Genomic DNA, 21,536 nt, shown 5'->3' with positions numbered 1-21,536 from the left:
TTAAGGAGAGGATTGCCAGATGCAGTGGCTTGAGCGCATGCGCCAGGCAATGGACTACATTGAGGAACATATGACTGTGCAGATCGTTACGAGTGAAATCGCAAAAAGAGCACAATGCTCGGAATTTCATTTCCAACGCATGTTTTCATCTATTACTAACGTATCCTTGTCAGAATATATTCGCAGAAGAAGGATGACACTGGCTGCGCAGGACATACAACAGCAGAATATTAAAATCATTGACCTGGCCATGAAATACGGCTATGAGTCTCCGGATGCCTTCAGCCGTGCCTTTCAGAAGCTGCATGGTATGACGCCTACTGCCGCAAGAGAGCGGGGGGTTTCTTTGAAGGCTTACCCGCGCCTCTCATTCTATCTGATCTTGAAGGGAGAAGAAGAGATGGATTATCAAATTGTAGATCGGGAACGGTTAACACTAATTGGACAAACAAGGCAGATTGAGATGGCTAACACGCAAAGTGCAGTTCCGGCGTTTTGGAGTCAGTTCTGTGAGAATGGCAGTAAGGATCGATTGAGAGAAACGGCAGGTTACGGTCCTGAGAATGAATCAGGAGCCAGGCTACTTACCGGTGTCATTTATGACTACCAGCCTGACGGAGCATCCTTTCGGTATATGATCGCAGCTGAACGTAGTGAGTCGCTGTCCGATGAAGAGAAGAAGGAGTGGGAGGTACTGGAAATCCCCTCTAGTACCTGGGTGGTCTTCTCCAAGCAGTGCAACAGCATGCAGGAGCTGGATGATATCCAGGGTCTATGGAAACGGGTTCCAGAATTTTTCCAAGCTACGGACTACCAGCATGCTGGCTTGCCAGAGCTAGAGGAATATCATGCAGGATCTGATGGCTATGTCAGCCAGGTATGGATTCCCATCATAAAATAACAGATTCCATGTGAAGAGATCCTCCAACAGAGATAGCGTTTTTTTTCACAAGGTATGACGATTTTCGCTGCATCTCGCACTTTATACGTCTATAATTTGTGAAAAAAACTAAATAATTCCGTTGGAGGAGTGCTCATGTGGTATGCTTTATGTGTCAAGACCGGTGAAGAAGAAACGGTAATGAATCTGTTGCATAAATACCTGAGTGCCAATCTGCTGAAGTGCATTGTGCCCAAAAAAATGATCCCCGAACGCAAGCAGGGAATTTTTAGAGATACTATGAAATTGTTGTTCCCTGGATACATTTTTGTTAATACCCATATTACCCCGGAAATCTATTACACCTTACGCGCTGTACCGAATATTCATTACATGGTATGCAGCGGTGATCACAAGAAGGATCAAAGCTTTGACTGTTTTTCCAGTATTGCGAATGAGGAAATGGAGTGGATGCTAAACTTACTGAATGACCAGGAGTGCATTACATATTCGGATATTATGAAAGTGAATGCCAAGGTTCGTGTCATCTCGGGGCCACTGAAGGGGCAAGAAGCAATGATTCGTCGTGTTGATCTTCGTAAGCGCAGAGTGAAGCTGGAAATTGATTTTATGGGTGAACCGAGATGTATTGATCTTGGAGTTAACATATTGGCCGTTATTAATTAGAACGGAGGAATCGAGATGGATTTGTCACAGCGCAAGGCATGGAACGAACAGCACAAGGTGCTGACTAACATGATGGCAAGACCCGAGGAACATGAAGCAGCAATAGAGTTATTCATGAAACAGCACGGGCGACTGCACTCCTCAGGGGTAGATGCTACTGTAGATTTGAATTATGAGGATTTGCTGTTGGCACATATGCAGGAATCTACCTTCCGAACGTACCCAACACAAACGACAGGTACAGCCAACTCCATAGCCTGGCATATGTGGCATTGCACCAGAATTGAAGATATAACCCTGAGTATTTTGGTAGCAGATAGTGATCAGGTGATGATGGAAGGAAAATGGTTGTCAGCACTTCATATTCCATTTGTGGATACGGGTAATGGGATGAAGATGAAAGAGGTAGGTGAATTGAGCGCAGCACTGGACATGGGCTCGTTGTTTCGCTACCGCCAGGCTGTAGGCAAACGAACCCGTGATATTGTGGCCGTGATGAGCCCACAATTGCTTCGCCAGAAGGTAAAGGCAGCCCGATTACAGAGAATTCGGGACGAACAAGCACTCATGGCAGATGGAGAGTGGCTGTTGGATTATTGGAAGAATAAAAAGCTGGTTGGCCTACTTCTTGGGCCAGCTACTCGGCACAATTTTATCCATCTCAATAAGTCTATGCGCATTAAGAACCAGCTTCAGAAGAAAGGGCGCACGACGAAGAAGAAGCGTGAGGCACAACTGGAAGGACAAGTAGTCAAATGAAGAAAATGACTTTGTACTGTCTGCCGTATGCAGGAGGGTCTGCTACCGTGTATCACAAATGGCGGCATGCGCTTGACTCTTCCATTCTCCTTGTCCCCATAGAACTTGCAGGTCGAGGCAAGAGAATGCAAGAGCCATTGTATTCGTCTCTGACGGAAGCAATAGAGGATATTTGCCATCAGATGGTGTCACAACTGCAGCAGCCATTTATGCTATACGGGCATAGCATGGGTAGCATGCTGGCATACGAAGCTAGTCATTCTCTTAAACAGCGTTATGGTATTGAGCCTGCACACCTATTTGTCTCAGGCAGACAGGCACCTCATCTTTCTGAATCCTCACGGAAGGTGCACCTCCTCTCCGACGATGAATTCAAGGCTGAGATTGCGCGACTGGGAGGTACGCCGCTAGGTCTGCTGGATAATAAGGAGTTGTTCGACTTTTTCAAGCCTATCTTGAGAACGGATTATAAAATGGTTGAAGAGTACATATGTCCACAACGCGACTACAGATTGGACTGCAATCTGACGGTAATGAGCGGGAGAGACGATGACATTGAGGATGAATCCCTTGAAGGCTGGAGGCACCTGACCAATGGAAGCTGCTCCATACTAAAGTTTGACGGAGGGCATTTTTTCATACATGAACACTACAAGGCGATGATGGGTATCATAAATGAGATTGCCTGCAGCCAAATTACTGCTCATTCCGGTTAAGCCATCCCAAGGTTTTGAACAGAGTATTACCAGTTATAGCTTCATCTAGTAGCGAGAATAGTTCATTGGTAAAAAAAGCGGATGCTCTACTTGAGCACCCGCTTTTTTTTTTTGCACAATATGTGAATCTATTCAATTCTCCTTGCAGATCACTCTTTTATAACCGAAGCATGTACTGCATCCTCCATAGGCGTATCATACGCCCGGAATAATCCCAGCCGCCAGAAGGCTGCACCCTTCAGATCATAACGCTTGGCGAGACCAAGCTTATCATCTATCGAAGAGGGAGTCTCGCTGCTCAGGCTAATGCCTAATAGAAGCTTCGACTTCGGAACCCCGGCATCCAGCGCCAGTTGAATGGCTTTATCCACAAGACTGTTAGGCTCCGGGACCTGTGCCTTGGTTCCTGCAGGATTATACTGATAAGCCATTATGATGATATCATCTGCAATAGTAGCTAGAGTCTTATAATCATAGCCTTTATACGCACTATTAAGCGGAGGTACGGCGAGTGATAGAGAGATGTCTGCGGGCAGCGCGGCACGTAACTGCTGCACATAATCGTTAAGCAGCTTCTGCTGCTGCATAGCGTCCAGCTTGAAGCCCAAGCCTTCAAAATCAAGCACAACCCCGCCAAACCCATTCTCAGCCACGGCAGCTGATATACCGTTAATGGATTGCTGACGAGCACTGCTGTCACTTAGCATTTTCGTCAATTCACCGTTTCCGTCCAGAGCGTAGACCATGAGATATGGCTGTATGCTTCTGGAAGCAGCATCGGCTACAAGGGCTTGAGGTGTCACATCACCAGCTGCGGCAGGCAGCCGATATTCTTCCCCTTCTAAAGTAAACTGCCCATTTCGATTAATACGACTCCAGCCAAAAGCGACTGAATTCATAGAAGCTACCAGCTCTCTTTCTTGAAAGGATTGCAACGCATAGAAGGCTCTCAGATGCATCGCGCGCTGTGGCGATACGAGAGAGACAGTTCGGGTCTGTTGGTTCCAGCTTACGTTCACACCGAATTGGCTGCTGAAGGAGCTAAGAGGGATGAGTAGTCGTCCGTCCCTTTGGACTGGTGCTGCTGTTAGCTTGACTGTATTCCCATTCACAGTAGCTGTGCTACTGCCGATCTGCAGCAGGACCTCTGTCGTCTGTCCGTTAACCAATCCGACCGCCTTCACGGTCTGTGCCTTGCTGTCCCAGGCGATCTGGATGCCAAGAGCTTCGCCTATAGAGCGAAACGGTACATAGGTAACTCCTTGTTCGATCCGTGGAGCTGCATCAAATTGTAATGGTACATTGTCCAGCATGACGGTAATCCCTGGATCGGCATGTACATCACTGAACGATGATGTAGTGCCAAGCAAGGACAAGGCAAGAATTGAGGCAGCTGCTATTTTACCAACTCGTCTATACAACATCCATTGTTCTCTCCCAACTCATCGTATAATCTATCATCTACCATCTATCACATCATAGTATATCAAAATTCTCATAAATCTCATATTGTTCCAATAGTATCAATTTATAAAGGGTTGAGTGCAGTAACCACATTTGAAGCCATTGACATGAGCAGGTAAGCATTATAAGGTATGAGGGCCAGAACTTGAAATGAATTTGCAATATATTGGTTGGAGGTATGATGATGAATCAGCGTTTTCGCATTACTCGCTCCATGCAGGAGGGGCATCCAGAGCCAGCCATTTCCTTGGAGGAATGCAAGGCTTACTTTGCAGAACAGCCAGAGTTTGAATACTCACAGGTGCTTACAGTCGTCGGTGCAGAGAGCACCATGACGATCGAAGGGGATTTTTTCATGTGGAAGCATGTAGACGCGGACATTCCTTTCCGTCACTATGAGGGGGATCTGTATGTGGCCATTGCTCATGAGGCTGTGGTGGCTAAAATGATGGAGATCGCAAGTGCTCTGCATGCCGATATAGTCGAAGGCTAGAATAGTATTGCTGTATGAATGAGGAGTCAGGTTGGCATCGTGAAATGCGATGTCGGCCTTTTTTTGCTATCTGGAGCTAAACTCGCCGTATAAAGCGTAACTCGTATACATTTCAAAAATTATTTGTTTCAAAGTTAACTAAAGTTAGGTTCGCATAAGAACGAGATACATTACAATTGGAGGGAAAGTATAAATGAACTACTATAATGAAGCGTAAATGAAGCTTAAAGAAAGGTGACAAGATGTCCAACACGTATACGAATCTCCGCATCCCTGAAGCAAGCCTGCAATTTGAAGGTGTGAATGGTACGTATTTTCATGGGAGCGCCTTCTTCTTCTATCACAAAAGATCGACCTCCAATAATCGCGATCAGATCCTTTATACCCGGGTCCGACTGAAGCAGCTCAAGGATAAGGAAGTCATGGAGTGTCTGGCTGCTAACCAGATGGTCTTTGAGAAGCTCGGTTATAATGTCAATGGCCATCAGGAGATAGCCAATCTGGCGAGCGTCGTTCATCAAGGAATATTACATGTCTTCTGGACTGAGAACGGGCAGCTGTCCTATGTGACTACTTCTGACGGTGAGACGTGGTCGAAGCCAGAACAAATTCCATATTCCTTCAATCGTCGTACGCAGTTCAGTGCTCTTTCCCTGCAGGGTCGATTGTATCTGCTCGGCGCCCATCATGTGGACTCGGAGCACAGGCTTGGCATCGTCTATCAGGACCAATCGGGAGCTTGGCACCAGGAGGTGAACACCCACTGGAAAAATGTAAAGCAGGTATGTGCATGTGCTTATGCTCATCCTGATGGTAATCTCCATCTGATGATGGGCGTAGTTACGATTTATTCGAATATCTGGACTGCCAGCTTCCGCTGCGAGCTAGACACCTATGGGTCCACAGGTAGCGGATTGCGAGAGACCGAGAGCAGGCACCATAAGGAGTATGATGGGCGGGCAGACTTTCTTGCGCTGGAGTCAGGCACGATCGAAGGTGGAATCCAAGATCCTTCGGTGCAGCTGTTCATCAATGGATGGCATCGTCCGCACAGCTGGGCTGGATATAAGAACAATCAAATGAAGACATTTAACATTCGTACTGGGGAATGGAGCCCAGCATATACAAGGACGCACGGTCATACGAAATATCCAACCTGGGTCTACATGGGAGCACTTCAGTATTTCGTTCCTATTGGCACGAAGGGGGAGATGCGTCAGGAGATCTGGCTGTATATGAACTATAATGACGAGAACTTTGTGAACCAGGGCGGCAGCAATCTCGTCATGTGTCGGTATAAATCAGATGTGATGAGACAGGTAGGGCAGGCTGAAGAAAAGGCTGGGGATGAATTTCGTGCACTTATCGGAGTTGTCGAAGGAGCGCCTCCCTACGTCACCAACGGATATTCTGGTAAGGAGAGTGGCTCCACCTTTTATTATGGTCGATCCACAACAGAGCAGATTGCGATCTCCACACGCTTTCGCATGGGTTCGTATGTGCAGGCTGGAGGGAGTCTTCCAGTCGGCGCAGAATTCTCTCTGAAATTTGCTGCTGAGCACGCAGAGCATAGCTCTGAGATCTCTGAGATTACCAGACACATTGACAAGACAATTGTTCCAATTCCTGGAGAGAGTTCCGTTACTTACGTGTACCTGACCCCGCATATCGTAAGAACGACCTATGAGCTATTCGATTGGAAGATGGAGCGATCTCTTGGAGTCCTAAGCCATGTCTTCCATGCATCAGCAACGGATGTTGATTTTGATGTGCTTCCAATATTAAAGAGCTACGATGAGAGGCTAGATTCACACGACTACAGGACATTTCTGCATCGTTTCACAGACATCCCACATTATGCAGATGTCAAGCGAAGTCTGGCACTGGATGTAAGCTGGGTGCCTGGTGAGACTTCAGCCTTTTTCGAGAAGAAGACTTCAACTGTGCACATTACTAGCAGTACGGTGTCTGGTGAATTTACAAGCGGTTATTCCGGCATCTTGAGTATGGGCGGTAATACCAGCTTTGAATACGAGCTCTCCCATAGCTCCGAGGTTGCCGAGAAGGTTGGCGTTAAGCTTGATTATCCTTACCCTCGTGCAGACCATCCTGAGGATGTTCGCAAATTGATACTTCGTATGCTGATGCTGGTACCGGACCCAGACCAGATCGAGTCCTGCTATTGGATTCCGAAAGCTAAGCAGGAGCAACGTCCATGGTGTGTAGCCTGGTCTGTGCTGGGGGTAAAGCTTCAAGGACCAGCTGTTCAATAGATGGACCCTTGAATTCGTTATATACCCTAATACAATTCTCATGGCACCTACTGTTACTGTAAAGTACAGAAGGTGTCTTTTTTCTTAATAAAATTTTGAGATTCGGTTCACTCGACTCGTTACAAAACAGCAAGTCAGTTGATATAATCAACTAGTGAATTTGACCATCACCATAGAATGTACGAAATTTGTGAAAAGGATTGGATGCCTTGCAAAAATTTATTGACTCGCTAACCGGGAAGAAAATGCTATGCATACTTCTACTATTCGTAGTTGTATTACTAGGTATCAGACTGTTATGGCTTAACTACAATATACAGCCGCCTTCGCCACTGGCCAAGGAGGGAATCCTCGATCTGCGTGGCATGCCTTTTGACGACAAGCGCATCGTGACCATTAACGGCGAATGGGAATTTTACCCGGAACAGCTGCTGGAGCCAGCCTCGCTTACAAGTAAAGACGTTGCTGCAGAGCGCCAGTGGATACAGGTTCCTGGCAGCTGGAAGGAGCAGACAGCTACGGGAACGAATTATGGGATCGGTACATACAGGCTGCGGGTATTGGTGGATGAACCGAATGATATTTACGGACTTCGTTTACCAAGTATTCAGACGGCATCGAGATTGTATATCAATCATGAGCTGGTCATGGAGAATGGTCATCCCTCGATTGCAATAGAACAGAATGATCCCAATAACAACCCGTATTCAGCGTACTTTAGACCTGACGCGCAGCAGCTGGATATGGTGATTCAGGTGTCCAATTTTGATTATGCATACGCAGGAGGCATCACGCAGTCGATCAAGCTCGGCACGGCGGCAGCTATTGACCACGAGGTCCTGCTCAGGCAATCCTTGCAGCTAACGGTGGCTGTCGTTATTTTAATGCATGCCTTCTTTAGCATCATTTTATATTTCCTGGGCTACCGTAATAAATCCGTGTTGTTTTTTACCGCACTGCTTATATTTACTTTTTTCGCTATCCTGTCTGATGATGATCGTGTCCTGATGGAATGGTTCCCCCTGAATCTGTTCTGGACCACCAAAATCAGACTGATCAGCTATTTGGGCATTGGTCTCTGTCTGACCTGGTTCGGGCATGCCATGTTCGGTGAGGGAACGTTCAAGCGATTCATGCGTTTGTTTAATATCTTTGGTGTGCTCTGTCTGCTGGTAGCGCTTATTGTTCCGTTGGAGTGGATTGTTCCCGTACGGAAAATGCTGCTAGTCCTGTTCATAATCAACGTGATCTTTATCCCCAGATTTGTGCTAGGTGCAATTTATAGAGGAGAGAAGGATGCTTTTCTCATTCTACTATCGGTAGCTGCTGTAACAGTAAATCAGGTTAGCAGCGGAATGATTAAGGCTTACTTCTGGTCAGATATGCCTTACTATCCTATCGATCTGATTATTGCGTTCCTTGGATTTGCAGCCTTCTGGTTCAACCGATTCTATCAGAATACGCTACGAGTGCAGAAGCTGGCCGCTGATCTGCAGAAGGCAGACAAGCTGAAGGATGACTTCCTAGCGAATACTTCCCATGAGCTGCGCAATCCCTTGCACGGCATCATTAATATGGCGCAGTCGGTGCTGGATGAGGCCAGCGGAGAGCTCGGGTCTCGTAGTCAAGGCAGACTGGAGCTTATGATCAATGTGAGTAGGCGCATGGCATTGCTTCTGAATGATCTATTGGATGTGACACTGCTGAAGGAGCAAAATCTTCGTCTGAATAAGAGAATGCTGAACCTTCACGCATTGGCTCATGGTGTGACCGATATGCTGCGTTATTTGTCAGAAGGGAAAAAGCTTGGGCTTGTCGTGGACATCTCTGCAAGCTGTCCACCTGTCCTGGCGGATGAGAACCGACTGCTACAAATTCTGTTCAATCTGGTGCATAACGCAATCAAGTATACTGAGGAAGGTACAATCACCATTTCAGCAGAATCCCATAAAGGTATGGTGATGATCCGTGTCACGGATACGGGCATTGGAATGGATCAAGAGACGCAAGCCAGGATATTAAAGCCATATGAGAGAGGTGACTCCAGCATTTCCGCTATCGGCAGCGGCATTGGGCTTGGGTTAAGCATCACCAAGCAGTTGGTCGAATTGCATGGTGGGGAGCTTCGCATTCATTCGATTCCAGGTACAGGTTCTGAATTTTCGTTCAGCCTTGCAGCGGCAGCTTCAGTTCAGGAAAGCTATGCGGATCGCAATTCAGGTCAGGAGGAGCGAATAGGGTCAGCAGCATTCACAGCAATATCAGAGACACCTTTGCTCCGCGAGCATGCGAATACTGCATGGCTGGATGAGGTTAGGATTCAGCAGGCGGGTTCAGTAGAGAATTCAGAACTGCTGTCAGAGGGCCAGCGTCCGAGAATACTAATTGTTGATGATGACCCCGTTAATCTTGACATCCTTCGCGATATGCTGGCTTCGGAGCATTATGATATCACTAGCATGTTAAGTGGTAAGGAGGCATTACTGAAGCTTCATCAAGGTGAGTGGGACCTTGTAGTCTCGGATGTCATGATGCCGCATATGTCTGGTTATGAGCTAACCGAGAGAATTCGTATGCAGTTCTCGATATCTGAGCTTCCCATTATTTTGTTAACCGCACGTAACCAGCCTGAGGATGTGCAGACTGCTTTTCTGTCAGGTGCGAATGATTATGTCACCAAGCCTGTAGGGGCCATGGAGCTTAGACTTCGCATTCGGGCTTGGGTGTCTCTGAAGCAGTCATTCGGGGAGCGCCTCCGTATGGAGGCCGCATGGCTTCAGGCGCAGATTCAACCTCATTTTCTGCATAATGCGCTGAATACCATAGCATCCCTAAGTGAGGTTGACACAGATCGGATGGTTACGATGCTTCATGAATTTGGTAATTATCTACATCGTAGCTTCGATCCCATAAATATGTACCAACTGCTTCCTCTGGGGCATGAGCTGGATTTGCTGCGGTCCTACCTATATATAGAGCAAGAGCGCTTTGGTGATAGAATTCAGATTCAATGGGACATTGCCGAGGATGCAAAAGATAAGGTGAGGATTCCGCCCTTATCCTTGCAGACTTTAGTTGAAAATGCCTTGAGGCATGGGATTCTAGTGAGAGGAAGCGGGGGAACAGTTACCATTGCTGTTGCTATCTATGGACAGCAGGCGGAAATTATGGTTATGGATGATGGAATCGGTATAGATGAGAAGCAGCTTGAGACCTTATTGCAACCCGGCTCAGCTTCAACTGGCGGAGTAGGCTTGAAAAACACGGATAAGCGACTTAGGCAGCTATATGGGAAAGGTTTACAGATTTCTAGTACTCCTGGTGCAGGAACGGTGGTGTCTTTCAAGGTTCCAGTTGCAGAAGTAAAGTGAGATCATAGTACACGTTGGATATAAGGATGCCGCGAACTGTAATCCGTTACCTGCTCATACGGAGGAGTTAAGTAAAAGTAGATCAATACAGAAGATCAATACAATAGATAAATACAGAAGATCAATACAATAGATAAATACAGAAGATCAGAACAGAAGACCAATACAGATGGTCAATATCAAGAAGACCCAGCACTGTGTAGTGCTGGGTCTATTGATATTACGTATTCATCAGGATGCAACAGTGCAGCTATTAGCTGAAGCTAATGAGTTGATGCTAGAGATGAATCTATTACGTAAATGAAAGGTTACAGCTTCTCACCATTGGATTCAATGACTTGCTTGTACCAGTGGAAGCTTTGCTTGCGGGTTCTGCTAAGGTCTCCATTACCATCGTTGTCCTTGTTGACGTGAATGAAGCCGTAACGCTTCTTCATCTCACCTGTGGAGGCACTCACAAGGTCAATACATCCCCACATGGTATATGCAATCAGGTCAACGCCATCAGCAACAGCTTCCTGCATCTGAATAATATGGTCCCGCAAATATTGAATACGGTAGTCATCCTGAATGGTGCCATCTTCCTCAACGACATCCACAGCGCCCAGTCCGTTTTCCACAACCATGAGCGGAATCTGGTAGCGGTCATAAAGATGGTTCAGCGTGTATCTCAGGCCTTGCGGGTCAATCTGCCAGCCCCAGTCTGATGCTTCCAGATAAGGGTTCTTGACACCTCCAAGCAGGTTGCCACCGACTTTCTCCACGGATGGATCAGCGCTTTCCACGAGGGACATGTAGTAACTGAAGGAGTAAAAATCAACGCATCCATCACGTAGTGTCTGCTCATCGCCAGGCTGCATTTCAATTTGAATGCCTTCCTCTGCGAAGAAACGCTTAGCGAAGCCAGGGTATGCTCCCCGTACCTGTACATCGCCACAGATCATGTTGGAGATCTGATCTTTTTTCTGTGCCAGCAAGATATCATCTGGATTGCAAGTGTTCGGATATGTGGTCATAAAGGCAATCATGCAGCCGATCTTGAAATTCGGATTGATCTGGTGACCAAGCTGAACAGCCTTGGCGCTGGCCACGAATTGGTGGTGCAATGCCTGGAAACGGATCTGCGGATTGTCGATTCCATCCGTCAATGTAGTTTTGCCATCGAAGAGAATGCCTGCAGCCATGTAAGCTCCCATTGGCATCGTTAGACAGTTGATTTCATTGAAAGTCAGCCAATAAGTGACTTGGTCCTTATAGCGATTAAAGATCGTATTACAGTAACGGATATAGTGGTCGATGACCTCTCTCGAAGCCCAGCCGTTGTACTTCTCTGTCAGACCAAACGGGGTCTCATAGTGAGATATGGTAACTAGCGGCTCGATGTTATGCTTTTTCAATTCAGTAAATACATCGTCGTAGAACTGCAAGCCTTCCTCATTAGGCTCCAGATCATAACCGTTCGGATAGATCCGTGACCAGTTGATGGACATGCGGAACATTTTGAAGCCCATCTCAGCCATTAATGCAATATCTTCCTTGTAATGCCCGTAGAAATCAACCGCCTCATGGCTTGGATAATACGTTCCCTCTTCCAGTACAGGCGTAATGCGTCGAGGAGTCGTATGCGTGCCTCCAGTCATCATGTCCGAGGTGCTAGGTCCTTTACCGCCCTTATTCCATCCACCTTCGAATTGATTGGCTGCCGTAGCGCCGCCCCAAAAGAAACCTTCCTTCATCTTCATCCTGTGAATCCTCCTTCATGAGTGGTCAAGCCTTCACCATCAGTGTAGCATTTATACCCTGACAACTACTGTCATGGTATACTCAGGATATGGAACAGAACCGGTTATTCAGAATGCTGTTATTGTTACTGGAAAAAAAGAAAACGACAGCCCCCGAGCTGGCTCGGCTGTTCGAGATATCTGTACGCACGGTATACCGTGATATTGATCGTCTAAGTGCTGCCGGCATCCCGATTTATACCACGATGGGGAAGCATGGTGGCATCCATTTGATGGATAACTATGTCATGGACAAGTCTCTGCTGAGCGAGGATGAACAGAACGAGATTTTGCTGGGGCTATACAGTGTCAGTGCGATACCTCATCTGAACAGTGCTCATATGCTTAAACGTCTCACAACCCTATTCGACCATAAGCTGGATTGGATCGAGTTCGAATATTCGCCATGGGACAGTGCTCCTGCCGAGGAGATGGAGCTATTCAATCAGGTGAAGCAAGGAATATTCACGAGACAATTGATTTCATTTGACTATGTGGACTCCAATGGAGGGGCGAGCAAGGAGACGGCACAGCCAGTCAAGCTCATTTTCAAGAACAATTCGTGGTATTTCAAAGGTATAAAGTATATAGCACAGCAGGAGGCGGGCTTAGAGACGTACAAGATCAAACGGATCACAGAGCTACGGTTTGTGTCAGAGGTAGCTGATTCAAGCTCAGCCGCTTCAGTAGAGGAACGAGTGCATGAGGAGCATGAGATGGTTCAGCTTGAGATGTTGTTCTCGCGAGCGATTGCCTACAGGGTGCCTGATTATTTTGACCCGCTCAGCATTCGGCGTGAGGTGGATGGAAGGCTTAGAGTGTCTGTGCATATTGAAGAAGGCGAGCGGTTATATTCCTTCCTAATGTCCTTCGGTGCGGAATTGACGGTATTGAAGCCTGATAAAGTTCGGGAACAGCTGCTGATTAGACATCAAAAGGCCGTAGAGCATTTGCGGAACCGAGATTATAAAGAAAGAATAGAATACGAAGCGAAGATAAAGAATAGTTAAAGCAAAAATAGAACAGCCAGACGTCAGTATTGACGTCTGGCTGTTCCTGATGCAGCTACACATTTCCGAATCAGGACAACATGTATTAATAGCTAAGGCTGCTCGTTGCAGATGCGAAGACTACCAGTGTAAGAACCATGATGATACCGTAGATTACAAGACCGATGGCAGCCCAGATCAAAGCAGCTTTGCAATAATTGGCTTTGCTAGGATTTGCTCCGCCTCCGAATGCCCAAACGAACATCATGATCAAGTTGACCACAGGAATCGCCAGAATCAGAATTGTGATCATCCAATCTTTCACAGACATTGGTGGATGACTGGAAAAATCTGCGTTTGGTTTGGATAAGTTGGATTGTACGTGTGTTGACATGTTGTAATTAACCCCATTTCTTTTTTTGTATGTATGGAAACTCTTGTTCTATATTATATGATTCTATATCACTTTTCAAGAAAATTATGGGACTGAAAGTAATAATATTATCTTTTTTATCCATCGGATGAAGGATGTAGTATTCTCTGGTTGAAATATAGTAATATATTTATGAATATATCAACTATATTGTTAACGAAATTCGATTCTGGATTCTGTATTTCTATATTTAAATCCGAAGGAGAGAGTGTTTATGAAGAGCAGTCCTTTATTCAGAGATCCTATCATGGATGGAGCAGCAGATCCTACCGTAATCTGGAACCATGTTACAGAGGAATGGTGGATGATTTACACAAATCGCAGAGCAACGGTGGAGGGGCCAGGTGTAGCCTGGGTACACGGAACTGATCTGGGAGTCGCTGTATCCAGAGACGAGGGGCGAAGCTGGTTATACCGAGGGACACTTCAAGGACTTGAATTTGAATGGGGACGAAATACATTCTGGGCACCGGAAATCATTTATCATAAAGGTACTTATCATATGTATGTGAGCTACATTCAAGGTGTGCCTACGGAGTGGGCTGGACATGAGCGGCATATTATTCATTACACGAGTCCTGATCTTCAGCAGTGGACGCTAATGGGGCGGCTGTCCCTTAGCTCAGATCGAGTCATTGACGCGTGTGTGTATCCTTTGCCAGATGGTACATTCCGGTTGTGGTACAAGGATGAGGCTAATCATTCCCACACGTATGCTGCGGATAGTATAAATCTGGTCGATTGGGAAGTGGTGGGCCCGGTGCTGACGCATTGCGCACATGAAGGACCGAATGTATTTTTCATGTCCGATTCCTACTGGATGATCGTGGACGAATGGAGAGGGCAGGGAGTATTTCGATCGACGGATGCCGAGCAGTGGGAGCGAACAGGTCTCATTCTGGAGCAGTCAGGTACACGTCAAGACGATTCTGGGGTAGGGCTACATGCAGATGTGGTCGTTCAGGGAGAAGAGGCGTATATCTTTTACTTCACCCATCCGGGGCGAAGCTCATCTCATGAAGAGCTTACTACCTATGGGCAGCGCAGAACGTCCATCCAGGTCGCCAAGCTCAAGGTAGAGGGGGGCACACTTCGGTGTGATCGCAATGCGGAATGTGAGCTGAGGCTATCACGACCGCTTTTGTAGTCTGTAGTCTGGTCCACGCAGACAGGCTTATCCATAGTGGGACAGGCTGGGATTATTAAGCATACACATGGGCAATACAGGCAATACATCAAGTCCTCTGGTCGAGTGAATATCTTTTGTTTAGGTGAAAAGGTTGTAACGACAGGAGGGGGCTTGAACTGTGGGTCTAGGGGGAGACTTAGACTAAAGTCGAGGTTAAATCCTCGTCTCAGGCAAGTTACTGCGATCTGTCAGCCATGATATGCTATGAGTATCTTAGGAAACTCATTGAAAAGGATGGATGTCATGCTACGGGATTACGCAGATCGACACCCTCGGGCAAGAGCGGCATTGCTTAGCGCTGTATGCTTTTTGCTGGCCTGCATCATCGGTTATCTGGCACCTCAAGGAACAGACGGAATGAATGTAAGTACCCGACCTGCAGACCAGTCAACTTCAAATGCGATTCAGACAGACCATAGCATTTATTTTCAGTCACAGCATGTAGCCCCTTCGCAGACCTACTACATGTCGAGTCGTACATACAGATAGCTGCTTGCAAGCAGAGTGGTCCAAGTCAGCAATAGGAAAAAAGCTTTCCCGAACCGTCGTTGTCGGGAGAGCTTTTTTTTTCGAATATAATTGAATTTATAAGTTTTAGCGAAGCTGAGCAAATTCGATATCGTAAGAAACTTTCACCCAAACGCGGTCTTTCTTCTCGTGGAAGTACGTCAAAAGACGTTTTTTTGCGTGACATCTTTAACATCCTTAACGACTGGAAGAGGGTGCCTCCGCCTGTAGACTCTCTTGCATAACGGAACGCCAGCCGGTATAGGTGCGCCAGGCTTCGCCGTTCTCCAACAGGAGCTTGCAGGTATAGATTCCTTCCTCAATAGAATCCACACGGCCAGCGACATGCAGGCGGACTGCCCCATTCAGCAATACCTGATTCATGAATGCCATGTGCCCTTCACCGCGCAGGACCTCTTCAGTAACTCGAATTTGGGCAGCAGGGGTCCAGGTCATCTCTGGCAGCTCAGCCTCCAGACCGAACATTTCCGGATCAATGACCTCCATGGTCGTATGACCAGCATCCAACCGGTAAGTGCGGGTAGGTCTGTTAATGTGAAGATCCTCCGACCCTTCAACGCCCTGAATAATCAATGCACTTTGGTAATTCAAGCGATTCAGGAGCTTGGCAGTTCGTTCGAATACCGTATTATGGAAAACGCCGAACACGATGTAAGGTGAATGGTTGTAGTCCACCAGCTTTTCCATGGTATTCAGTACAGTACGTAGTCCCAGTTCCTCACGAATGGAGCGAAGCCTTTTGAGCGGTTGGCACCATGCTTCGGCATGCATATAGGTCACTCCTGAAGTTACCGCTGCCCTGGCCATGAGCTCGTTAGCCGCCTGTTCAGGATGAATTCCCAGCTCCTTCAGGAGTATAGACAATGTAATGCCCCATTTTGGAGGGAGCGGAGAGGTTCCGTGAAGTGTGACTGGTAAGCCCGCTGCTGCAAGCAGAAACGCTGTTGGAAAAGTGGCAATGAAGGACGAGACTCTACCGTCATAGGGGCCAGCAAAATCAATGCCTTGCTGCAGTGCAGGTCGCTGAGCATGCTTACGGCAGGTTAGCACGAATGCCTCAAGCTCCTCCACGCTCTCCATCTTGATGCGCTCCGCAGCAAGGAAGGCACCGATCTGTGCCGGTGTGGCTGTGCCGCCAAGAATATGCTCTGCGGCCTGCAAGGCTTCTTCGTAGGTGAGGTCACGGGCTCCGCGTTTGCCACGTCCAACCTCCTTCAAGACATCGATCATATTCATCGTCAATTCTCCTTCTCGGATTACTATGCTCTAAGCATTTCGTGCGCTTTGACAATAGATATCGCTACATCGACAATACGTTTGCGATCATTCATGGCCTTCTTGCGCAGGACGTCATAGGCTTCGGCCTCGGGTATGCCGTTAATTTGTCCAAGTATCCCCTTAGCTTTATCAATCCATTTCCGCTCCTCCAGACGTGCGTGCAGTTGCTCCCGTTCGCTATGCCAGTGCTGCCGCTCGAAGAATCGCTTTTCTCCAAAATGCAGTGACCAGTGAAGCTCCTGCTCCGTCATAGATGGGGTAAGCACTCCGTCAATGGATACATTTACTTCGCAATCCTGCAGCGACGACTGGGCCGTCTCGGTGCTGCACCACCAGAAGATAGGTAAAGACCTCTGCTTGACGAGGGTATTTCCCCATGTCTCTATTGAAGAGAGTGGCAGGTGTAGGATCATGGCATCCGCATGCTGGATGGACTCACGAACGATAGCCTCGCTACCGGAAGGATGCACCTGATAACCGTAGGATAACATGATGGATTCAGGATGATATTTGGAAAGATTCTCCGGCGGTTGGGCGTCAATAATAAGAAAAGAACGCATGCTGGGAATTTCCCTCCTGTAGTATCGGGTTATATAACCTGACATATGATTACTTGCTAACGAGCAGGTTTCGCATCAGTATTGGTGTCTTTTCGTACATTCTGGAGGTGTTTTAACAAAAAAGCAATCATTTTTTTCTGAAAATGTGATTTTTATTGCCTCTTTTTACCTTATTCTTCTGTTACTTTATAAGTTAAACACTTTTTGCGTAAAGATAGTTGACATGGTCGTGAATTCCTTTTATATTAAAGCTAATATTACCTTAACTTACAAGGTCATTAATCTGATGGATACAACGGCGTATCTGTCTGGAAGCGGCAATGAAGCCCGTCTTCGTGTAGCATAGAGCGATGTCTCTTTGCGCATGAGCGGGCTTTTTCTGTTTCCGTGCTGCCATAAGGCTTGAAGCTCGCAGAAGGGGGATATGTAGGATGGGAAGTGCAAAGAAACTGGTACTGATCGGGAATGGAATGGCGGGTATACGAACAATAGAGCATTTGTTGAAGCTTGCTCCTGATGCGTATGAGATCACTGTTTTTGGAGAGGAGCCGCACCCGAATTACAACCGCATTATGCTGTCGACGGTCCTGGCGGGAGGGTCGGATATTCGCGATATCGTCATTAATGACTGGGATTGGTATGAAGAAAACGGGATTCACCTTCACACAGGGGATCCAGTCCAGCACATTGATCCTGCGAATAAGGTGGTAAGATCTCTCAAGGGCATGGAGGTAGCCTATGATGTGCTGCTTATTGCCACAGGCTCCAATGCCTTCATTCTACCTCTTCCAGGAGCGAATAAAGAGGGTGTCATCGGCTTCCGCAACATCCAAGATTGTCACACGATGATGGAGAGCGCCAAGAAATACAGCAAGGCAGCCGTCATCGGTGGTGGCCTGCTGGGCCTTGAAGCAGCACGTGGACTTTTGAATCTGGGGATGGATGTATCTGTCATTCATAATAGTGAAGGGCTCATGGATCGCCAACTGGATAGACCGGCCTCTGTGATGCTGCAGCGTGAGTTGGAAGCTCAAGGAATGAAGTTCCTGCTAAGCCACCAGACTGCAGAGATCATGGGTCGCAAGCGGGCGAATGGACTTCGTTTCGCGGATGGCACCACTCTGGAAGCAGATCTGGTCGTGATGGCCGTCGGGATCAAGCCCAATATTGAATTAGCCAAATCCGCAGGCCTAGATACGAACCGCGGGATTATTGTGGATGACTTCATGCATACCAGCATCCCGGATATCTATGCTGTAGGTGAATGTGCAGAGCATCGCGGGATTGCGTATGGTCTTGTAGCTCCACTATATGAGCAAGGGGCTGTACTAGCCAAGCAGCTGGCGGGAATTGGTAGCGAGGGCTACGCAGGCTCCTTAACCTCCACCAAGCTGAAGGTGTCTGGTGTGGATGTATTCTCTGCAGGCTATTATAACGATGAGCCAGGTATGCGCTCCATGCGGTATCAGGACGAAATAGATGGTGTGTATAAAAAGATTGTCATCCGCGACGAGCGTCTCGTCGGAGCTGTATTGTTCGGGGATACCTCCGATGGAGCGTCCTTGTTCTCGCTGATTAAAAGTGGTGAGTCCATTGCTGGCCGGGAAAAAGAGCTTCTGCTCGGATATGCGCCAGGTCAAGCCGGTAATTCAGGCTCGGCCATGCTTGAGGCCATGAGTGATGACGAGATCATCTGCGGCTGTAATGGTGTGAGCAAGAAGGACATTGCAGACGCTGTTGCTGGCGGTTGTCGCACAGTCGGCGAGATCAAGGCTTGCACGAAGGCGTCTGCTTCTTGCGGAGGCTGTAAGCCACTGGTGGAGGGTCTCCTTCATTTATATGCGGGAGATGAGGCGACATCGGTCAAGGAAGGTATCTGTGGCTGTACCTCGCTGAGTCGGGATGAGATCGTAGACAGCATTAAAGAAATGGGTCTGATGACTGTCAAGGAAGTTATGAATGTGCTGGGATGGGAAGAGGACGGAGGCTGCTCCAAGTGCCGCCCTGCCCTGAACTATTACCTGGGTATGCTATGGCCGGCTGAATATGTGGACGAGAAGGAATCCCGCTTCACCAATGAACGCTACCATGCCAACATTCAAAAGGATGGTACTTATTCCGTAGTACCTAGAATCTATGGTGGAGTCACCTCGCCAGCTGATCTGAAGAAGATTGCAGATGTCGCTGAGAAGTACGAGGTTCCTTTGGTGAAGTTCACAGGTGGACAGCGGCTGGATTTACTTGGTGTCAAGAAGGAGGACCTGCCAAAGATCTGGGAGGAGCTGGATATGCCTTCCGGGCATGCTTATGGCAAGACGCTGAGAACGGTAAAGACATGTGTAGGTAATACGTTCTGCCGCTTTGGCACACAGGATGCAATGGATATGGGCATTAAGCTGGAAAAGGCATTTGAACGGATGAATGCGCCAGCAAAGGTTAAGCTTGCTGTCTCCGGCTGTCCGCGTAACTGTGCAGAGGCTGCCATCAAAGACGTCGGGATTGTAGCCATTGATGGAGGCTGGGAATTGTATGTCGGCGGTAATGGAGGCATCAAGGTACGTGCAGCGGAGCTGCTCTGCACCGTCAAGACAGAAGCGGAAGTGCTGGAATGGTCATCGGCCTATTTGCAATATTATCGTGAGCAGGCCACCTGGAATGAGCGTACGGCCCACTGGATGGAGCGCGTCGGTATTGAAGCGGTTAAGACAGCCCTCTCGGACCCAGAGGAGCGCAAGCGCCTGCAAGGCAGACTTGATGAGACGTTAAGCTACACTAGAGATCCTTGGAAAGAGATCGTCGAGGACGGCGGACTTCGCAAGAATTTCGAACCTTTAGCTGGCCTGCAGGCTGTAACAGAGTAATATAGGAGGGGGAAAAAGAGATGGAGAGCAAGATTCGCGTAGCACACCTGAGTGAGATCGACAAATTGGGTGCAAGAACCCTTCGCATAGAGGATAAAGAGGTAGCATTATTTCGCTTGCAAGATGGAAGCATCAAGGCGCTGGAGAATCACTGTCCTCACAAAGGAGGAAAGCTGTCTGAAGGGATGGTCTGCGGTCACAAGGTCCATTGTCCGTTGCATGATTGGAAGATCGATCTGGCAAGCGGCAATGTACATGAGCCGGATGTAGGAAGAGTGACTACTTTTGCCACAGAGATTGATGAACAAAGTGGGGATGTCTACATTCTGGTCAATGGAGCGTAGAAGCCTATCGCGCTTAATGGCAGATCAAACTGTATGAAATATGGAACGGGCTAGTGATGGATGCGTCGCGTGCGGTTGCATGAATAACGCCACAACTGCCTGATATGATGTGATGAAATGATTGGGGCGCTGAAATGTAAAAGAAGGTGAGGGCTGGCAAGGGACTGACCCCTGTATGTGAGACAGGAGTCAATCCCCGAAGCTGGTCGCTCTTCTTTTTTTTTGCCTGAATGGATGCCTACGCTTGTAACGACACGACACTCACCATTACTCTGGTTAAAACACTGGTAGAAGGAACAAGCTTACTATTATAATATTAATTTATATAACAGCTATTAACCTGTACTGGAGGAAATCAGTTGAGAGGAACCCAAATCTACTTTAGACCGCTGGATCAAGAAGATGTTCATCAGAGCCTTAGGTTGCAGACGGATAATCGCGCATTTTTTGAGAAATATGCTGTGTCCCGCGAGGAGAATTTCTATACCCTCAAAGGTCAGGCGAACCTAATTGCACAGAAGCAACTGGATGCTCAGAGGGAAGAAGGCTATTACTTTGGTATCTTTACCAATACAGACGATCTACTGATTGGCACGATCCAACTATTTCATGTCAATCGAGGCTCCCTTCATAAAGCGACCATGGGATACCTTTTGGATAAGGAGCATAACGGTAAAGGCTATGCCACGGAAGCCGTGAATTTAGTGGTTCAGTATGCGTTTGGAAATTTGGATCTTCATTGTATTGAAGCAGGTGTAATGCCTCATAATGCTGGCTCGTTAAGAGTGCTTGAGAAGGCAGGCTTCCGAGAAGAGGGTCTGGCTCGAAAAGATGTGATGATTGCTGGCAAGTGGGAGGAGCACATTATGCTGTCCATAATGAAGCCTCAAGATTAGCCATGCATGCATTCATTCATCATTACAGAATTCC

Annotated in this window: 19 protein-coding genes; 14 read left to right on the top strand and 5 right to left on the bottom strand. The window is 47.4% G+C overall.

What is annotated here, in order from left to right; translation table 11 throughout:
* Nucleotides 1–19 precede the first annotated feature (19 nt).
* The 4 genes from D328_RS0108870 to D328_RS0108855 all read left to right on the top strand — a co-directional run bounded on the left by D328_RS0108870 (nt 20) and on the right by D328_RS0108855 (nt 3,042).
* A complete protein-coding gene (locus tag D328_RS0108870; RefSeq protein ID WP_018884637.1) occupies nt 20–901 on the top strand; it encodes an AraC family transcriptional regulator in 882 nt (293 codons plus the stop codon).
* Between the two features lie 135 nt (nt 902–1,036).
* Complete coding sequence (gene loaP, locus D328_RS0108865) at nt 1,037–1,567, top strand: antiterminator LoaP (protein WP_018884636.1); 531 nt, start codon at nt 1,037–1,039, stop codon at nt 1,565–1,567.
* 15 nt (nt 1,568–1,582) lie between these two features.
* A complete protein-coding gene (locus tag D328_RS0108860; protein WP_018884635.1) occupies nt 1,583–2,326 on the top strand; it encodes a hypothetical protein in 744 nt (247 codons plus the stop codon).
* A complete protein-coding gene (locus D328_RS0108855) occupies nt 2,323–3,042 on the top strand; it encodes a thioesterase II family protein (protein WP_026281084.1) in 720 nt (239 codons plus the stop codon). The genes D328_RS0108860 and D328_RS0108855 overlap by 4 nt, the downstream gene beginning before the upstream one ends.
* Nucleotides 3,043–3,191: 149 nt before the next feature.
* Here D328_RS0108855 and D328_RS0108850 read toward each other — a convergent pair whose 3' ends face one another.
* Nucleotides 3,192–4,466 (bottom strand): stalk domain-containing protein, encoded by a 1,275-nt coding sequence (locus D328_RS0108850; RefSeq protein WP_018884633.1) that lies wholly within the window; start codon nt 4,464–4,466, stop codon nt 3,192–3,194.
* Between the two features lie 224 nt (nt 4,467–4,690).
* Here D328_RS0108850 and D328_RS0108845 point away from each other — a divergent pair, with 224 nt between their 5' ends.
* From D328_RS0108845 to D328_RS31745, 4 genes are all read left to right on the top strand, one after another.
* Nucleotides 4,691–4,999, top strand: coding sequence for a hypothetical protein (locus tag D328_RS0108845; protein WP_018884632.1), 309 nt, complete (start codon nt 4,691–4,693; stop codon nt 4,997–4,999).
* A 242-nt stretch (nt 5,000–5,241) separates the two neighbouring features.
* Nucleotides 5,242–7,272, top strand: coding sequence for a hypothetical protein (locus D328_RS0108840; protein ID WP_018884631.1), 2,031 nt, complete (start codon nt 5,242–5,244; stop codon nt 7,270–7,272).
* Between the two features lie 209 nt (nt 7,273–7,481).
* Nucleotides 7,482–10,643: a hybrid sensor histidine kinase/response regulator gene (locus tag D328_RS0108835; RefSeq protein ID WP_233426169.1), complete on the top strand. Its 3,162-nt coding sequence runs from the start codon at nt 7,482–7,484 to the stop codon at nt 10,641–10,643.
* 169 nt (nt 10,644–10,812) lie between these two features.
* The gene (locus tag D328_RS31745) at nt 10,813–10,947 is read left to right on the top strand and encodes a hypothetical protein (RefSeq protein ID WP_018884629.1); all 135 of its coding nucleotides are present in this window, start codon (nt 10,813–10,815) and stop codon (nt 10,945–10,947) included.
* A gap of 4 nt (nt 10,948–10,951) precedes the next feature.
* Here D328_RS31745 and D328_RS0108825 read toward each other — a convergent pair whose 3' ends face one another.
* The gene (locus D328_RS0108825; protein WP_018884628.1) at nt 10,952–12,385 is read right to left on the bottom strand and encodes a glycoside hydrolase family 1 protein; all 1,434 of its coding nucleotides are present in this window, start codon (nt 12,383–12,385) and stop codon (nt 10,952–10,954) included.
* An 89-nt stretch (nt 12,386–12,474) separates the two neighbouring features.
* Between D328_RS0108825 and D328_RS0108820 the strand changes: the two genes are divergently transcribed.
* Nucleotides 12,475–13,434 carry a helix-turn-helix transcriptional regulator gene (locus D328_RS0108820; RefSeq protein WP_267879783.1) on the top strand — a complete coding sequence of 320 codons (960 nt, stop codon included), beginning with the start codon at nt 12,475–12,477 and terminating at the stop codon, nt 13,432–13,434.
* An 85-nt stretch (nt 13,435–13,519) separates the two neighbouring features.
* On the opposite strand, the gene D328_RS28640 is transcribed toward D328_RS0108820, so the two are convergent.
* Nucleotides 13,520–13,807 carry a hypothetical protein gene (locus D328_RS28640; RefSeq protein WP_018884626.1) on the bottom strand — a complete coding sequence of 96 codons (288 nt, stop codon included), beginning with the start codon at nt 13,805–13,807 and terminating at the stop codon, nt 13,520–13,522.
* A 253-nt stretch (nt 13,808–14,060) separates the two neighbouring features.
* Between D328_RS28640 and D328_RS0108810 the strand changes: the two genes are divergently transcribed.
* Together D328_RS0108810 and D328_RS0108805 are read left to right on the top strand one after the other, a co-directional pair.
* Nucleotides 14,061–14,993 carry a family 43 glycosylhydrolase gene (locus tag D328_RS0108810; RefSeq protein ID WP_018884625.1) on the top strand — a complete coding sequence of 311 codons (933 nt, stop codon included), beginning with the start codon at nt 14,061–14,063 and terminating at the stop codon, nt 14,991–14,993.
* 285 nt (nt 14,994–15,278) lie between these two features.
* The gene (locus tag D328_RS0108805; protein ID WP_018884624.1) at nt 15,279–15,524 is read left to right on the top strand and encodes a hypothetical protein; all 246 of its coding nucleotides are present in this window, start codon (nt 15,279–15,281) and stop codon (nt 15,522–15,524) included.
* A gap of 216 nt (nt 15,525–15,740) precedes the next feature.
* Here D328_RS0108805 and D328_RS0108800 read toward each other — a convergent pair whose 3' ends face one another.
* Nucleotides 15,741–16,799, bottom strand: coding sequence for an anthranilate phosphoribosyltransferase (locus D328_RS0108800; RefSeq protein ID WP_018884623.1), 1,059 nt, complete (start codon nt 16,797–16,799; stop codon nt 15,741–15,743).
* A 23-nt stretch (nt 16,800–16,822) separates the two neighbouring features.
* A complete protein-coding gene (locus D328_RS0108795; protein ID WP_018884622.1) occupies nt 16,823–17,401 on the bottom strand; it encodes an ANTAR domain-containing response regulator in 579 nt (192 codons plus the stop codon).
* A gap of 431 nt (nt 17,402–17,832) precedes the next feature.
* Between D328_RS0108795 and nirB the strand changes: the two genes are divergently transcribed.
* The 3 genes from nirB to D328_RS0108775 all read left to right on the top strand — a co-directional run bounded on the left by nirB (nt 17,833) and on the right by D328_RS0108775 (nt 21,502).
* Complete coding sequence (nirB, locus tag D328_RS0108785) at nt 17,833–20,262, top strand: nitrite reductase large subunit NirB (RefSeq protein ID WP_018884620.1); 2,430 nt, start codon at nt 17,833–17,835, stop codon at nt 20,260–20,262.
* Nucleotides 20,263–20,282: 20 nt separating this feature from the next.
* Nucleotides 20,283–20,606 (top strand): nitrite reductase small subunit NirD, encoded by a 324-nt coding sequence (nirD, locus tag D328_RS0108780; protein ID WP_018884619.1) that lies wholly within the window; start codon nt 20,283–20,285, stop codon nt 20,604–20,606.
* A 359-nt stretch (nt 20,607–20,965) separates the two neighbouring features.
* Nucleotides 20,966–21,502 (top strand): GNAT family N-acetyltransferase, encoded by a 537-nt coding sequence (locus D328_RS0108775; protein ID WP_018884618.1) that lies wholly within the window; start codon nt 20,966–20,968, stop codon nt 21,500–21,502.
* Nucleotides 21,503–21,536: the final 34 nt, after the last annotated feature.

The organism is Paenibacillus massiliensis 2301065 = DSM 16942 (assembly GCF_000377505.1).
In the GTDB taxonomy this organism is placed as follows: Bacteria; Bacillota; Bacilli; order Paenibacillales; family Paenibacillaceae; genus Paenibacillus; species Paenibacillus massiliensis.
The sequence above is the reverse complement of the archived record's forward strand: the minus strand, read 5'-3'. Positions and strand labels throughout refer to the sequence as shown.

Excerpts from the sequence above, each read along its gene's own strand:
- D328_RS0108820 (WP_267879783.1), top strand. The coding sequence starts at position 12,475 with ATGGAACAGAACCGGTTATTCAGAATGCTGTTATTGTTACTGGAAAAA.
- loaP (WP_018884636.1), top strand. The coding sequence starts at position 1,037 with ATGTGGTATGCTTTATGTGTCAAGACCGGTGAAGAAGAAACGGTAATG.
- D328_RS0108825 (WP_018884628.1), bottom strand. The coding sequence starts at position 12,385 with ATGAAGATGAAGGAAGGTTTCTTTTGGGGCGGCGCTACGGCAGCCAAT.
- D328_RS0108805 (WP_018884624.1), top strand. The coding sequence starts at position 15,279 with ATGCTACGGGATTACGCAGATCGACACCCTCGGGCAAGAGCGGCATTG.
- D328_RS0108845 (WP_018884632.1), top strand. The coding sequence starts at position 4,691 with ATGAATCAGCGTTTTCGCATTACTCGCTCCATGCAGGAGGGGCATCCA.
- D328_RS0108810 (WP_018884625.1), top strand. The coding sequence starts at position 14,061 with ATGAAGAGCAGTCCTTTATTCAGAGATCCTATCATGGATGGAGCAGCA.
- D328_RS0108795 (WP_018884622.1), bottom strand. The coding sequence starts at position 17,401 with ATGCGTTCTTTTCTTATTATTGACGCCCAACCGCCGGAGAATCTTTCC.
- D328_RS28640 (WP_018884626.1), bottom strand. The coding sequence starts at position 13,807 with ATGTCAACACACGTACAATCCAACTTATCCAAACCAAACGCAGATTTT.
- D328_RS0108860 (WP_018884635.1), top strand. The coding sequence starts at position 1,583 with ATGGATTTGTCACAGCGCAAGGCATGGAACGAACAGCACAAGGTGCTG.
- D328_RS0108850 (WP_018884633.1), bottom strand. The coding sequence starts at position 4,466 with ATGTTGTATAGACGAGTTGGTAAAATAGCAGCTGCCTCAATTCTTGCC.
- D328_RS0108855 (WP_026281084.1), top strand. The coding sequence starts at position 2,323 with ATGAAGAAAATGACTTTGTACTGTCTGCCGTATGCAGGAGGGTCTGCT.
- nirD (WP_018884619.1), top strand. The coding sequence starts at position 20,283 with ATGGAGAGCAAGATTCGCGTAGCACACCTGAGTGAGATCGACAAATTG.
- D328_RS31745 (WP_018884629.1), top strand. The coding sequence starts at position 10,813 with ATGGTCAATATCAAGAAGACCCAGCACTGTGTAGTGCTGGGTCTATTG.
- nirB (WP_018884620.1), top strand. The coding sequence starts at position 17,833 with ATGGGAAGTGCAAAGAAACTGGTACTGATCGGGAATGGAATGGCGGGT.
- D328_RS0108800 (WP_018884623.1), bottom strand. The coding sequence starts at position 16,799 with ATGAATATGATCGATGTCTTGAAGGAGGTTGGACGTGGCAAACGCGGA.
- D328_RS0108840 (WP_018884631.1), top strand. The coding sequence starts at position 5,242 with ATGTCCAACACGTATACGAATCTCCGCATCCCTGAAGCAAGCCTGCAA.
- D328_RS0108870 (WP_018884637.1), top strand. The coding sequence starts at position 20 with ATGCAGTGGCTTGAGCGCATGCGCCAGGCAATGGACTACATTGAGGAA.